This is a genomic window from Corynebacterium faecium (assembly GCF_027257105.1).
Taxonomy (GTDB): domain Bacteria; phylum Actinomycetota; class Actinomycetes; order Mycobacteriales; family Mycobacteriaceae; genus Corynebacterium; species Corynebacterium lehmanniae.
Genome location: NZ_JAPYJX010000006.1, coordinates 183,179 through 195,445, shown reverse-complemented (window position 1 = coordinate 195,445; position 12,267 = coordinate 183,179). Strand labels below are relative to the sequence as shown.

Annotated in this window: 21 protein-coding genes, 1 tRNA gene and 1 pseudogene; 8 read left to right on the top strand and 15 right to left on the bottom strand. The window is 60.3% G+C overall.

Going from position 1 to position 12,267, the window contains the following annotated elements; all coding sequences use genetic code 11:
- Nucleotides 1–6: 6 nt before the first annotated feature.
- Nucleotides 7–381 (top strand): LPS translocon maturation chaperone LptM, encoded by a 375-nt coding sequence (lptM, locus tag O5O53_RS08500; protein ID WP_269511310.1) that lies wholly within the window; start codon nucleotides 7–9, stop codon nucleotides 379–381.
- Between the two features lie 57 nt (nucleotides 382–438).
- Here lptM and O5O53_RS08495 read toward each other — a convergent pair whose 3' ends face one another.
- Nucleotides 439–816 carry a DUF3817 domain-containing protein gene (locus tag O5O53_RS08495; protein WP_269511309.1) on the bottom strand — a complete coding sequence of 126 codons (378 nt, stop codon included), beginning with the start codon at nucleotides 814–816 and terminating at the stop codon, nucleotides 439–441.
- Nucleotides 813–1,265, bottom strand: a complete 453-nt coding sequence (locus O5O53_RS08490) for a hypothetical protein (protein WP_269511307.1) — start codon at nucleotides 1,263–1,265, stop codon at nucleotides 813–815. Before O5O53_RS08490 ends, O5O53_RS08495 begins: the two co-directional genes overlap by 4 nt.
- Nucleotides 1,266–1,368: 103 nt before the next feature.
- On the opposite strand from O5O53_RS08490, the gene O5O53_RS08485 reads away from it, so the two are divergent.
- Nucleotides 1,369–1,453 (top strand) — tRNA-Leu (locus tag O5O53_RS08485).
- A 25-nt stretch (nucleotides 1,454–1,478) separates the two neighbouring features.
- Here O5O53_RS08485 and bcp read toward each other — a convergent pair.
- Nucleotides 1,479–1,964 carry a thioredoxin-dependent thiol peroxidase gene (gene bcp, locus O5O53_RS08480; RefSeq protein ID WP_269511305.1) on the bottom strand — a complete coding sequence of 162 codons (486 nt, stop codon included), beginning with the start codon at nucleotides 1,962–1,964 and terminating at the stop codon, nucleotides 1,479–1,481.
- A gap of 79 nt (nucleotides 1,965–2,043) precedes the next feature.
- On the opposite strand from bcp, the gene O5O53_RS08475 reads away from it, so the two are divergent.
- On the top strand, nucleotides 2,044–2,319 hold the full coding sequence (locus O5O53_RS08475; protein ID WP_269511303.1) for a DUF3618 domain-containing protein: 276 nt from the start codon (nucleotides 2,044–2,046) through the stop codon (nucleotides 2,317–2,319).
- Between the two features lie 89 nt (nucleotides 2,320–2,408).
- Entirely contained in the window at nucleotides 2,409–3,056 is a 648-nt protein-coding gene (locus O5O53_RS08470) for a DUF305 domain-containing protein (RefSeq protein WP_269511301.1), read from the top strand.
- 2 nt (nucleotides 3,057–3,058) lie between these two features.
- Here O5O53_RS08470 and O5O53_RS08465 read toward each other — a convergent pair whose 3' ends face one another.
- From O5O53_RS08465 to O5O53_RS08440, 6 genes are all read right to left on the bottom strand, one after another.
- A complete protein-coding gene (locus tag O5O53_RS08465) occupies nucleotides 3,059–3,625 on the bottom strand; it encodes an isochorismatase family protein (protein ID WP_269511299.1) in 567 nt (188 codons plus the stop codon).
- A gap of 385 nt (nucleotides 3,626–4,010) precedes the next feature.
- Nucleotides 4,011–4,316, bottom strand: coding sequence for a hypothetical protein (locus O5O53_RS08460; RefSeq protein WP_269511297.1), 306 nt, complete (start codon nucleotides 4,314–4,316; stop codon nucleotides 4,011–4,013).
- Complete coding sequence (locus O5O53_RS08455; protein WP_269511295.1) at nucleotides 4,313–4,798, bottom strand: hypothetical protein; 486 nt, start codon at nucleotides 4,796–4,798, stop codon at nucleotides 4,313–4,315. Before O5O53_RS08455 ends, O5O53_RS08460 begins: the two co-directional genes overlap by 4 nt.
- Complete coding sequence (locus O5O53_RS08450; protein ID WP_269511293.1) at nucleotides 4,791–5,498, bottom strand: hypothetical protein; 708 nt, start codon at nucleotides 5,496–5,498, stop codon at nucleotides 4,791–4,793. Before O5O53_RS08450 ends, O5O53_RS08455 begins: the two co-directional genes overlap by 8 nt.
- 46 nt (nucleotides 5,499–5,544) lie before the next feature.
- Nucleotides 5,545–6,018, bottom strand: coding sequence for a helix-turn-helix domain-containing protein (locus tag O5O53_RS08445; protein ID WP_269511291.1), 474 nt, complete (start codon nucleotides 6,016–6,018; stop codon nucleotides 5,545–5,547).
- A complete protein-coding gene (locus tag O5O53_RS08440; protein WP_269511289.1) occupies nucleotides 6,015–6,200 on the bottom strand; it encodes a helix-turn-helix domain-containing protein in 186 nt (61 codons plus the stop codon). Before O5O53_RS08440 ends, O5O53_RS08445 begins: the two co-directional genes overlap by 4 nt.
- A 23-nt stretch (nucleotides 6,201–6,223) precedes the next feature.
- On the opposite strand from O5O53_RS08440, the pseudogene O5O53_RS11765 reads away from it, so the two are divergent.
- Both O5O53_RS11765 and O5O53_RS08435 read left to right on the top strand, forming a co-directional pair.
- Nucleotides 6,224–6,436, top strand: a pseudogene (locus O5O53_RS11765) (WhiB family transcriptional regulator); the annotation flags it as partial.
- A gap of 381 nt (nucleotides 6,437–6,817) precedes the next feature.
- Nucleotides 6,818–7,366 carry a hypothetical protein gene (locus O5O53_RS08435; RefSeq protein ID WP_269511287.1) on the top strand — a complete coding sequence of 183 codons (549 nt, stop codon included), beginning with the start codon at nucleotides 6,818–6,820 and terminating at the stop codon, nucleotides 7,364–7,366.
- A 448-nt stretch (nucleotides 7,367–7,814) separates the two neighbouring features.
- Here the strand turns inward: O5O53_RS08435 and O5O53_RS08430 are convergent, their stop codons facing one another.
- The 6 genes from O5O53_RS08430 to O5O53_RS08405 all read right to left on the bottom strand — a co-directional run bounded on the left by O5O53_RS08430 (nucleotide 7,815) and on the right by O5O53_RS08405 (nucleotide 10,216).
- Nucleotides 7,815–8,666 carry a helix-turn-helix domain-containing protein gene (locus O5O53_RS08430; RefSeq protein ID WP_269511286.1) on the bottom strand — a complete coding sequence of 284 codons (852 nt, stop codon included), beginning with the start codon at nucleotides 8,664–8,666 and terminating at the stop codon, nucleotides 7,815–7,817.
- Between the two features lie 155 nt (nucleotides 8,667–8,821).
- The gene (locus O5O53_RS08425) at nucleotides 8,822–9,022 is read right to left on the bottom strand and encodes a hypothetical protein (RefSeq protein WP_269511284.1); all 201 of its coding nucleotides are present in this window, start codon (nucleotides 9,020–9,022) and stop codon (nucleotides 8,822–8,824) included.
- 95 nt (nucleotides 9,023–9,117) lie between these two features.
- Nucleotides 9,118–9,399 carry a hypothetical protein gene (locus O5O53_RS08420; RefSeq protein ID WP_269511282.1) on the bottom strand — a complete coding sequence of 94 codons (282 nt, stop codon included), beginning with the start codon at nucleotides 9,397–9,399 and terminating at the stop codon, nucleotides 9,118–9,120.
- A complete protein-coding gene (locus tag O5O53_RS08415; protein WP_269511280.1) occupies nucleotides 9,396–9,650 on the bottom strand; it encodes a hypothetical protein in 255 nt (84 codons plus the stop codon). The genes O5O53_RS08420 and O5O53_RS08415 overlap by 4 nt, the downstream gene beginning before the upstream one ends.
- A 10-nt stretch (nucleotides 9,651–9,660) precedes the next feature.
- A complete protein-coding gene (locus O5O53_RS08410; RefSeq protein WP_269511278.1) occupies nucleotides 9,661–9,951 on the bottom strand; it encodes a hypothetical protein in 291 nt (96 codons plus the stop codon).
- Between the two features lie 22 nt (nucleotides 9,952–9,973).
- Nucleotides 9,974–10,216, bottom strand: a complete 243-nt coding sequence (locus O5O53_RS08405; protein ID WP_269511277.1) for a helix-turn-helix transcriptional regulator — start codon at nucleotides 10,214–10,216, stop codon at nucleotides 9,974–9,976.
- A 171-nt stretch (nucleotides 10,217–10,387) separates the two neighbouring features.
- On the opposite strand from O5O53_RS08405, the gene O5O53_RS08400 reads away from it, so the two are divergent.
- Both O5O53_RS08400 and O5O53_RS11760 read left to right on the top strand, forming a co-directional pair.
- Nucleotides 10,388–11,011: a hypothetical protein gene (locus tag O5O53_RS08400; protein ID WP_269511275.1), complete on the top strand. Its 624-nt coding sequence runs from the start codon at nucleotides 10,388–10,390 to the stop codon at nucleotides 11,009–11,011.
- Between the two features lie 31 nt (nucleotides 11,012–11,042).
- Complete coding sequence (locus O5O53_RS11760; RefSeq protein WP_269511273.1) at nucleotides 11,043–12,203, top strand: site-specific integrase; 1,161 nt, start codon at nucleotides 11,043–11,045, stop codon at nucleotides 12,201–12,203.
- Nucleotides 12,204–12,267 lie beyond the last annotated feature (64 nt).

The window sequence follows — 12,267 nt, the reverse complement described above, 5'->3', positions numbered from 1 at the left end:
GTGCTTATGAAGAAAACGATTGCACTTGTAGGAACTGTTCTCGCCTCCGGCGCTCTGCTGACCGGCTGCGGTCAGAAGGGTGATTTCGACGGCGAATGGACCGGCGACATCACCGCCACCCAGGAGGGCAAAGGCGGCGGCCACGCCACCATCACTATCGACGGCAAGGACTGCGACTGGCAGATGACCGAGACCGACGGCGAAACCAACGAGGCGAACTGCCTGCGCGATGACAAGGAGTTCAAGCTCGAGGATCCGCTGACCCACCAGGACCTGAAGTACGACGCCGAGCGCAGTGGCGACACCCTGACCCTGAGCCCGCAAAACGACCAGGCGGAAAAGGTCGGCGTGATGGTGCTGTCCAAGACCACCGAGAAGTAAACGTTCTCCGAAAGCAAAGAACCCGGCAGGTTTTCCCTGCCGGGTTTTGTCTTGTGCTTAGGAGAGCTGGAACTTCTCCTTGACCTCCTTGCGGCGCTTGGCCTCCACGATGAAGGACATGAACGGCACAACGCCGGACATCGCGGTGGTGATCCAGGTGCTGGTGGACCAGCGCGCCTTGGAACCGAGGTTCAGCGACGCCATCAGAAACGCCACGAACGCGAAGCCGTGCACGCGGGCCACCCAGGACAAGTAATCGACGTTCATGTCAAGGCCGTACTGCATGATCATGCGGGTGATGAGCAAAAGAAACAGCACACCGGTGATCCACGCGGTGATAGTGAACAGCGTCAGCGCCTGCTTCACGCGGCGCTGGCGCTCCGGGTGGATGCGCGGGGGCTGCGCGGTCTGGGTCTGCGGGGTGGGCTGCGTCATGCTGATTCACCTTTACCTTCAGTGTTTGTTTGTCGGCGCGGTGCCACGAGCTTGTTGTATTCCTCCACGTCCAGCTCAGGGCGCGACGGCAGGAAGTCTTCGTCGATCTCGGTCGGCTCTTTCACCTCGCCGAACTCCGCCAAATCTGCCTCGTAGAGGTCGTCCATGGTCAGACCGGCGTTCTCGGCGTCGATCTTCTGGTTTTCCATCCGCAGGCCGGCGCGGTACGCGTAGACGAAGAACGCGGCGAAGCACGGCCACTGCAGTGCGTAGCCCAAGTTTTGGAAGGTGCCCGAACCAGACTGGTAGCGGTGCCACTGCCATCGGGCGAGCAGCAGACAGGTCACAGCCGCCGCGATGAGCAGCACGATGTGCCACCAGCGCACGCGGACCCGCTCGCGTTGAGGCACCGCATCGGTGCTCTCAACTGCCTTGTTCTCTTCGCTCACAGCCGGTCAGTCTACCCGGCAACATGAAAAGACCAAACGAAAGTTGGATGCCGCCTGGCGTTTATTGTTCAGTGCCTTGCGCCGTGTAACATCCAACGACGACGCGCCCGTGGCGGAATTGGCAGACGCGCTGGATTTAGGTTCCAGTGCCTTATGGCGTGAGAGTTCAAGTCTCTCCGGGCGCACCAATCTTTTTCGGGGCGTTTGGTGACCCTAAATATCCCAGTCGCGCAAGATGCGGCCAACGTGGCCGGTTGCCTTGACGTTGTACTGGGCTTGATCGACGGTGCCCTTGCCGGCATCGTCCACGCTCACCAGGAAGGTTGAGCGAATTACGCCTTGGACAACCTTGCCGTAGTTCTTCTTCTCGCCGAAAGCGCCGTAGGCCTCGAGCGTTTCCTTCGACGGATCGGAGAGCAACTCGATGCCGAGGTCGTGGTCAGTGCGGAACTTGGCCAGCTTGTCTTCAGCGTCGGGGCTAATGCCCAGCACGGTCACCGATGCGTCGCGGAACTGCTCCATGTTGTCGGTGAAGTCGCAGGCCTCAGTGGTGCAGCCAGGCGTGTTGGCCTTGGGGTAGAAGTAGACGATGACGCGCTGACCAGCAAAGTCGGCGAGCGAGACGTCGTCGCCCCGATCGTTTTTGAGGGTGAAAGCGGGGGCGGTGTCGCCCTTTTCTAATCTAATCGGCTGAGTCATGCCTCCCCGTTTTACACTACTGTGGAGACGAAAAGACGTCAGTCTGTAAAAGTCAACGTAGACGTAGGAGTTTCCCAAAGTGGCACGAGACATTCACGATATCGAGCGCGACCTCGAGCGCACCCGCAACCAGCTCGCCAGTACCTTGGACGAGCTCGCGGACCGTACCAACCCGAAGACCCTGGCGGGTAACGCAAAGTCCGAGGCCGCTAACTGGCTCCAGGATGAGACTGTGCAGAAGGTCATCGGCGGGATCGTCGTCGGTGTTGCAGCCCTGGTCGGCATCAAGGTGTACAACGGCCGCAAGCGCAAAGGCGAGCTTAAGGAGCTGCAGAAGCTGCTAGCGAACCGCTAGAGGCAACAGGCCTCACGCTGTTACCGCCCAGCTGTCTCCCGCAGCTGGGCGGTTTTGTATATACTCATCTTGAGTGAAAGGGCATACCAATGACGAATGAGCACGCGCAGACCGCGCACGTTCCGGAACTCGAGGAGATGCGGCCCAGCAAGAAGCCGCTGTGGATCGCAGTGGCGGTGATTGCGGCGTTGGCGCTGGTGCTGACGTTCGCGGGGCCGTCGATACGCGCCGTATTCTCCCCCGAAACCACCACCTCCGCTGACGGGGAGGCGGGCTACAACGAGGTGGACGTCCACTTCCTCGGGATGATGGTTCCGCACCACGAGCAGGCGATCGACATGTCGGACGTGCTGCTGGATTCGGACGTGGACGACGCCGAAGTCCGCGACCTTGCGCAGCGCATCAAGGACGGCCAGGAGCGCGAGAACGAGCAGATGCGAGCCTGGGCTGACGAGTGGGGCATCCAAGAGGATATGGAGCACCACTCCAAACACATCGCCAACGGCATGTTCCACCCGGAGCAGCTCGCAGAGTTCGAATCAAAAGCCGGCGACGATCTGCGCACCGCGTTTTTGGAGATGATGCACTTCCACCACGCCCACGTCATCGACATGACGCAGGATGAGATCGACCGCGGCGCTTACGGCCCGCTGCGCGAAATGGCGCAGCAGATGGTCGACGTCCAAACCGCCGAGATGGGGGAGATGGAAGACCTGCTCGGCTACACGCCGAACTAGCGTTAGACCAGTTCCGCGCCGGCGTCGATCATCTCCTGGAGGGCGTCGGCGCCGCGCTTGTCGTCGACAGGCGAGCACATTGCCCGCAGCACCCGGACCTTGAAGCCTTCCTTCAACGCGTCGAGGACCGTTGCGCGCACGCAGTGGTCGGTGGCGATGCCGCAGACATCCAGGTGGGAAACGCTCTGCGTGCGCAGCCAGTCCGCCAGCAACTCGTCGTTGTCGTTGACGCCCTCGAAGCCGGAGTAAGCGGCGGTGTAGTGGCCCTTCTTGAAGAACTGGTCGATCAGTTCGGTGTTCACCGGGCCGCGGATCTGCGCGCCGTAGGAGTCGGCCCGGCAGTGCGGCGGCCACGAATCCACGAAGTCGGGCGCGTCCGAGAAGTGCGCGCCCGGGTCGATGTGCCAGTCCTGGGTGGCAACAATGCAGTCGTAGTCATGGGTGCGGCTGTCCGCGGTGGAGATCAGTTCGGCGATTTTGGACGCCACCTCGTCGCCGCGGGCGGTGGCCAGCGCGCCGCCGGGGCAGAAGTCGTTCTGCACGTCCACGATCACTAATGCTGTCTTCATGGGCTTAAGCCTACTCTCAGGGGGCGGGCAGCGGGCGCAATGGCCAAATGCAGAACAAAACGAGGCCAGCAGGTAGAATTCCTGCTGGCCTCGCCGCACTTTGTGCGCCATCAGGGAATCGAACCCCGAACCCACTGGACTGAATTCGAATAGGCGTTCGTCTAGGAAAACCGTCCAAAAGGTGCTTTTACGTCGAGATTGGAACGCTGTTCGAATATTCTTAAGCTTTCGATAATCGCGGCGAATTGCGCCCAATTATAGGGGGAATTAGTGGGGCGATTAAGAACCGGGGAAGGGGTGAAGCGAAGGTGAAATGCACCCCGTTTTCACCCCCTCTTGGTTCACGGGTTTGACCCCTGTTCCCCGATGGTCTATCGGGGGTAGTTCACCGGCCCATGAGGTAATCGCGTAGCGAAGTTGCGAAGGCGTGGGCGCTTCCGTATCCCGTGAAGCTTCCGGTGCGTTCGGCGTGCGGTGTTCGCCACCTGTAGGCGCGGGTGCCGTCTTCCCGGGTGAACGTTTCTACGGTTATCGCGGGTAGCCCGTATGTTTCGGGGTGCGGTGGTGGTATCAGCGTTACCCGGTTGGGGTTGTGGATCTGGTAGCGGTTCGGGTCGGCGAGTGGGCTTCCCGGGTCGCGGGTGCGTATCCATTCGGCTAGGTCGGCGGCGGTGATGGTGTCGTTGTTCATGCCCAGATTGAAGGTTCATCTCGTAGCACGGTGATGCTTTCCCCGTCTACTACGACGTAGCCGAACTGCGAAAAAATGTCGGCTGTCGGGTTGCCGTCGTTATCGCGTGGAATCGTGTTGCCGGGCCACAAGTTCCACGCGATCCCTAGGATCTGGCGGTGGGTTGCCTTCGCTTCGGCTAGGGCTTCGTTGTAGGCCTTTTGGGCGGCGTCGAGGGTTGCGCGGGTGTCCGTGACTCTCTCGCGCTTCTCTTCCAGCTCGGCGCGAAGGGGCTTAATCTTCTTCCGGGCGGCGGCGGTGCGTTTAGCGTCTTGCTCTGCCTTTTGTTTGCGAGCTGCGTTGAGTTCGTCCGCGAGGGTCTGCCTGTCCAGTTCGCGTTTCTCTCGGGCGGTGTCTTCTCGCTTCAGGGCGACAAGTCGGTCGATGTTGCCGCGCCCAGTTTCAACGGCTTCGGCGAATGCTTTTTCGAAAAGGCTAGCCACGGTATCGCTCCAATTTGTTCATGTCGTAGGTGTACTTGCCTTCGGCGGTGACAATGGCGGGGCCGGTGCCGAAGACGGTCGCAAGGGTCACGCGGTATTGGTCTTCCGTGCCGCTCGGTGATGCTGCTCCGGGGGCGAGTGGGCCGCGCTGGTCGAGTTCGTCCAGGTCGTGAATGAGTCGGTCGAACACGTTCGCCATTGCGGTTTTCGCGTACTGCTGGAATACGCGGGCTTCCGAGACGGCGGGAACAATGCTCTCGATTAGCGCGTCGATGGTGGCTTCATCGGCGTGGCCGCGTGCGATTAACTCTTCGATCAATAGCGCGGCGGTGGGCGTGCCGAGAAGTTTGTTCAGCTCGGCGGTGATGGTGTTCATCTCCCACTTATTGCGGCGGTTGAGAATTCGGGCCGTGGCGAGTTCAGCGGCGACGTCCGGGGCGGCGGGGTCGGGCGGGGTGCCGACGGCGGCGGCGCGAGCGTAGTCGAGCATGTTGTCGATGCCGCGCTTTACCGCGTTCACGTCACCGCGAAGGTCTTGCAGCCGGTCGAAGTAGGCGGCGCGGGTCTGATCCCACTTCTCGATTTTGCCTTCGGCGGTGAATGAGTTGGAGCGGGCGAGGGCTTCGGCCTTCGTGCGCATCTCTTCGCGAAGGCCGTTTAGCCGGTCTTCGAGGGTGAAGAGGTTCACTGAATAGGACATGTTTTCTCCGTTCGTTGTGTGGGCTTGTGGGCGGTGCTCCGGGCGTCTAGTCGTAGCCGTCCAGGTCGATATCGGCGGCGAGTAGTTCGTCTAGGTCGGGGAAGTCTTCGAGAAGGTCGGGTGCCGGTTCCGGTGCTGGTTGGTCGGCGAGGGCGTCGAGGGTGCGTTTCAGCTCGGCGTCGGTGAGTGCAAGAAGGTCTTCGAGGTTCGGCGGTTCGTGGTACTCGATGAAAAGACTGTTCGGGGGAAGCTCGCCTAGGTCGATTCGGCGAATCAGGTCGCGGATCGGTTCGTGGTAGCGGCGGGGAAGGTGCGAAAGAAGGTTCGTTATGAGCTGGTTGGGCGTCGGTTTGCCGAGAACGTTGTCGAGTTCTTCCGGGTCGAAGTAGCGGGTCTTCCGGTTGGGGCGTTCGTGGGCGGTGATTTTCCCGTCGGCGCGAAGCTGCTTTAGGTGGCGTTCGGTGACGCCGTACCATTGCGCGGCCTGCTGGTAGGTAAGCATTTTGTCGAAGTTGGTCATGCTTCGGCACCTTCCAGCGCGGCGGCGATATCGGCGGCGTTGAGGTAGACGCTTGGCCGTGTCCAGCGGCGGCGGGTGATGGTGACTTCCCCGGCCTTCACCATTCGGTTGAGGGTGCGTTCGCTGACGCCGAAGTGTTCGGCGGCTTCGTGGTAGGTCAGCCATTCCCGTTCGTTGGTCATGGCGTGATTGTCGGCGTTAGTCGGTGGCGGTCAGTTTGGGGCGGTTCTGGTCGGCCCGACCGCTTCCCGGTTTGGGCGACGGTTTGGGCGTGTCTTCCCCCGCGTGCGCCACTGTGACCCCGTTGTCTGTTCGTGATGCGTTTCTGTTCCCGGAAGAAGCGGCGGAAGGCAACATTCGGCGGGCGAAGAAGGTGTGCCAGTCGTGCCCGATGTTGAAGCGGTGCGCTAGAGACGCCCTGTATTCCGGCTCTGATTTACGCCGTGAAGCTCTAGCACCGGCGAATGGGGTAATCATGGCGGGCGTGCTCTGCGACGGCTCTAAGAGCGCGCTAGACGCATTAGAAGCGGTCGCTGGTATCGAGGGCATCTACCCGGGGCGGAAACGGCCCTTTATCGAGTTCGGGACGCCGTGCCGCAACTGTGGAACGCCGATGGTGCGCTGGTCGCGCTTCCAGCCACCTATTCCTGACGGGTTCGCCATGCATCGAGGTCGCGGCCTGTGTGCCAATTGTCGCGGGGCGTACGCCGAAGAGCTAGCGGCTCTTCGGGCGGCGTCACCGGAACAGTCAGCGCGAAACAACTATTCCGGGAAGGTCGCGGATCGGAAGCGAACTAGCGTGACTGCTCTCGCCGGGAAGATTGAAACGGCGGTGAAGAACGGCGACGAAGAACTAGCCGACGAACTTCGTTACCGCTGGTCGGTTGAACGGGATCGGGCAGAAGTGCGGAAAGCCGTGAATAAGGGCCAAGAGTTCGTGAAGCTACCGGGGCGGGGTGGCGTGATGGATCAGGTGTTAATCGAGTGGCAGCGCGGGCCGAACCGTTCCCCGGAAGAGGTCGCTGATGTTTGTGGTTGTGCTCGAAGTGTGGCTTACGAAGCGCGAACGCTGCTCTTCGCGGCGGGTGTGCCGGGTTTTGCGGAACTGAAACGGCTTGATCCGAACGCCGCCCGCGAGCGGCGTGTGCGCCACGCTAAGAAGGAATTGGCGCGATTAGCTACGCAAAGGCGTCGAAGGCAGACGCTTTCGCTTCTTCGTGATCGGCCCGATCTAACTTGGTCGGAAGTTCGTGACTTTACGGGCGTCGGCTGGTGTGTCATTACTGATTTGGTCGAACAGCACGATATTCCGAAGCGAAGACGGGGACGAAAGTGTTTGACCGCGTAGCGGGGCGATGATGATTGAGTTAGCGGCGAGTGGGTAGCCCCCTGTCTCGGCGCTACACTTCCCCGGTCTTTTCCCGTAAGGCCGGGTTTTGTGTTTGCTTCGTGGGCCATGTCCGGGTGGTCACGCTTCAACCGGGCCAACAGGCCGTCGTTCGATGTGGGATTAGAGTTACGTAACGTATCTCTATCCCTCCCGCGCCCTATCTCGCCGTGCTTCCCGCTGGCTGGTATTTCTTCCCGCCACACTTTCCGCACCCGCTCCGCCGTCGCTGAATCAAGGGCAAAAGGGCGGTTTTCATCGAACCGACAACCGCCCGTTGTCGCATTGATACGCCTTCGGTGCTGGTCAAGGAAGTAAAGCGGGCCGTGTAAGCCCGATTCCCCCATACTTTCCCCCATAGTTAGCCGGTTTTCGGCTCTGAAACTGTGTCTGTGATGCTCTCCCTTCGCTAGCCGGTGAACCGATGTGTCCACTGCGAAGGTGCGCCGTTTCCGGTCTGCCCTCTCTTCAATAGCTCGAATTCGTCGCGAAGGCGGCGAAGTTCCGGGTTCGTGTCTGCGAGCTGTTCAAAGCGAAGACGGTCGGGGTCGGTTGAAAGCGCGTCTAGCGCGGCGCTCGGGTCTTCGATGGTGGCGTCGGTTTTTTCGGCTTCGCATGTATCCCTATTTGGATCAATATTTGTTTTAGATAGTTGTTTAATACTTGTTTTGTATGCAACCTGTTGCACCCCGCTCGGTTCCTCGTTGCACCCCGTTTGGTCACCCGTTGCACCCCGCTCGGTTACCCGTTGCACCCCGCTCGGTTCCTCGTTGCACCCCGCTCGGCGCTGTTTCGCATACTTTTCCCGCAATTCTCCGAGCCTTGAGTCTGCCCATTCTGTGAAGGCGGGCGTAATGTAGCGCCTATCAAAGACGAAGTAGACGTGATAAAAAACGGGCCGTTTATCGGCGGGTATCGCGAGGTACTTCGGGCACGCTTCGGCAAGACGCGGGGCTTCTTCGATTAGCCCGGCCGCTTCCAGTGCTCGAAGGGCGTACTGAATTGCTCGGCGTTTTAAGCCCGTCTCTTCCATGATCGTGTCGATACCGGGCCACGAACCGCAATAGGTCGGGTTACTGTAATCGGCGATAGTGGACAGCACGAGCTTCGCGTTTTGTGTGGTGGTGCGGACGCCCTTTAACGCGGGGATCGGGGCGTACTTCCGTGCCCATTCGCTGCGCGCCCAACTAGACAACTGTAACGTCTCTTCATCGAAGACGTACGTTTCTTTGTTCCATTCGTCAGCCGGTAGTTCCTCCACGAAGGAACCTAGGTTTTCGTAGTGTGACAACTGTGTTCGCTTTCTGCCCGTGGTCGGTAGTCGAAAGCGGCCCCGGGCGTTCCGGGGCCGTGTCCTTCCTCCGTGACGCCGGGGAATCCGTTGCAGCGGAAGAGCTTCCCCGGCCCGGTGCGCACTTACGCCAGAACGAACGGGATCGGCTCGAAGGTGTCGGCGATGAAACGCTGCGCTTCGAGAAGGTCACGAACTAAGCGGCGGGTCTGCTCGATGGTGAGCGGGGTGTCGGCGGTGACTACTACGGCGGGGCCGTGGTCGCCTTCCGTCACCGTGACGTTATTACTGATAGGCCAAGTGTTAGGGGCCGTGGTAATGTGCATGGAAGATCCGGTTCCTTTCTGAATTCTTAGGCTGTGGTCTTTGCCCTCGCATGTAGTTGCAGCTACGGCGGGGGCGTTTCTCTGTTCGGCGACGGTCATAGTTCACCCCGGCTTCCGGGCGTGAAGGTGCTCGCCGCGTTTTCGGTGATGCGGTTAAACAGTTCGATCATGTCGGCGGCTTCTACCGGCTCTAACTCATTCCAGCGCAACATATGGGCGGTTAGCTCATATCCAGCGCGGGCGAAGTGGATCGAGTGAAAAGCGAAGGCCGTTCGGTCTTCGGATCGAAGCGTTCGGCAAATGCTTTCGTGGTGCTTCATCGAGTCGAAAAGAAGAGTTCTTCTACGGCGACTCTCGACGGTCAGCGGGTCGGTCATTGCGGTTCTGCCTTCGTCTTCCCTTCGAGGTAGCGGCTTCCGTGCCGGTAGCTGTCAAGGTCTACGTCTTCAAGGTTCGCTACAGCCCAGCGCGCTAGGTCTTCGCCCAGCGTGTAGGTATCGAAGACTTCGGTGCTCAAGAAGCCCGGAAGGATACGGATAAGCGCGTGATGTATCGCGTCTTGTGGCGTCTCACCTTCACGGTTCGCGCTCTCGATTAGGTCGCGTGCAGAACGGGGAATTCTGGTCATGGTTGCCCCCTTAGACGTCTGCGAGCTGTTCGATGCGGGCGGTGACGTCGGCGGGGCGGCGAAGCGTGCCACCTTCCCCTTCGCTGTCCAGGCACGCGGCCATAATGCGGCGGAATCGTGCCGAACCGGGGCGAAGGTCGCGATCCGTTGCCTGCTTCCATACCCATTCGACGGGCGGAAGGTCGTGCAGATAATCGGTTCGGCCCGCGAGATAGAACGCGCCGTCGTTGTCGATGATCTGGAAGGCGCGGGTGCGGGTGCCGAGTATGTCGCGCTGGTCTTTGTACTTCTCGATACGCATTGTGTCTCCCCTTTTTGCCTGCTTAGGCAGTTACTTTCCGGTTGAACGTGCCCGGTTGGTTGGTGTATTCGTCCGTGCTTTCGTGCGAGTTCGCTTCGAGCCAGGCCATGACGTCGGCCCAGCGGTAGCGAATGTTGTTCGCCGAAGCGCGGATAAAGCGCGGGCCGGTGCCATTCGTTCGCATCTGCGCGAGACTCTGCTTCGAGACGCCTAGGTACTCGCCCAGCTCGGCGGCTGTGAGTAGCTGGTCTGGTGTTCGGTTCATCGTTTCTCCCTTCTCGATATTCGGTGAACCTACACAACACCGTAGCGTAATCATGTGTATGGCACAAGAGTCTTGTGGAAATGACGCCATTAGTCTAAATTGCCGAGTATGAGACGGGATTATTTAATATCAACGGGAACGCGGCGCGACATGTGTCGTATGCTTTTATGCATGTCAGATTGGGCAATTGAGCTGGTGGAAGTTTTCTCCGAGTCCATGAGAAAGCGGCGAATCGATTTGGAATTGAGTGCCCAAAAGCTCGAAGACCGAACTTCCGCAATTGGCCACAAAGTGACGAAGGCGGTTATCGCCGATCTCGAAACTGGTCGGCGGAAGCGTTTGTATTTACCCGATGCGCTTGTGTTGTCGGAAGCTCTGAACACGTCACTCGCCACGCTGCTATATCCAGGTATGCCCGACGAATATGTCGAGTTTTCGCCGATGGTGGATCTGCCTAGCTTGGACGCGGCGCACTTTCTGGTACGGCGCGAAGCGAGCGAAAACACGTCGACAGCCATAGCGGCCCAACGGGAAAAAGGCGAAGCCCTCACCGACGAAGAAAAGGCGATCCACCGTCGTGAAAATGCGACGGGAAACGAACTAATACGGCTCTCCGAAGAGCGGCGTCGCTTAGCCGAACGAATCGCGGCGCTTAGCGAACCGGCGAACCGAACCGCCCGTTCGGAAGCGAACCGCGATAACGCCATTCGTCGGCTCGGGGCCGTTGAAGCGCGAATTATTGCACTCGGCGGTGTAATCGAAGGCGGCGACTACGAAGGGCTAGAAAATGGGTAGGCGTCGGCTGGAAGTGGGGGAAGTCGGGGCCGTGAACGCCCAAAAGTCGCGGGGCGGGTGGCGTGCCCGCTGCTGGTATCGCGGCCAAGATGGGCGGAAGCATCAAGTCGATATCGAACGCCGAACGAAGACGTCGGCGCTCAAAGACGCCCGCGCCATTGCCGAAGAGCGGGCGAATCTCGGAAACGCGGATCTAAACGCTAGCTCGCCGTTGTCGGCTCTGCTCGAATCGTGGTGGGCGACGGTGGAACAGCGTGCCGACGCCGGGAAGCTCTCGGAAGGCACACTAGCGGCCTACAAGGTGCCCTATGAGCGCGTGAAGGCCGAACGCGGGCATCTACTCATTCGGGAATGTACCGCCCCGCGTCTCGGCGCGTGGGTCGAAGAAGCGGCGGAAGGGAAGCCTTCGGTGCATCGTTCACTTCGCCGCGTGCTCTCCCAAGCGTTCGCGTTCGGCGAGTCTCAAGGCATCGTGACCTTCAACCCCGGGCGGGCCATTCCGACAATGGAAACAGCGGCGAAGGAAACAACCGCGCTCACCCCGAAAGAAGTCGCCCGTCTTCGGAAGACTATCCACGATTGGGAAGAGAAGAACGTCGGGAAGTCGAAGCCCGGAACGGGCGGGCGTCCGCTACAGCCATATCTTGCCGACGTCGTAGACGTGATGCTCGGAACCGGCTTCCGAATCGGGGAAGTGCTCGGCCTTCGTTGGGAAGATGTGAACTTCGCGGCGAACCCCGTCGAGGTCACGGTCGCCGGGTCGGTGAAGCAACGGAAGGCTACCCCGGATAGTCCTTCGCTGGTTTGGGAACCGCGCCCGAAAACGAAGAGCGGGCGGCGAACAGTGATGGTGCCGACGTTCACCGCCGACGCTCTTCACCGGCTCAATATCGAGAAAGCCCCCGATGCGGTCTTCGTCTTCGCGACGGCGAACGGAACGCCCCGGTCGCCCGCGAACGTGCGAACGCGGCTTCGCCGGGTCTGCGGATCAACCTTCGAAGGACTCACGCCCCACACACTACGGCGAACTGTGCTCACCATAGTGGCGGAACAGACAGACGTGCTCACCGCTTCCCGTGTCGCCGGTCATGCCAACACGAAGATAACCGAAGACAAGTATCTCAAGTTCGGGCCGAAAGCCCCCGATGCTTCGTGGGCGCTGGAATCGCTCGGCGCGGGCGAAACTTCTTGAAAGTGTGGGGGAATTAGTGGGGATTGACCCCGAAACGCGAAGAAGCCCCTTCCCGGTGGAACTG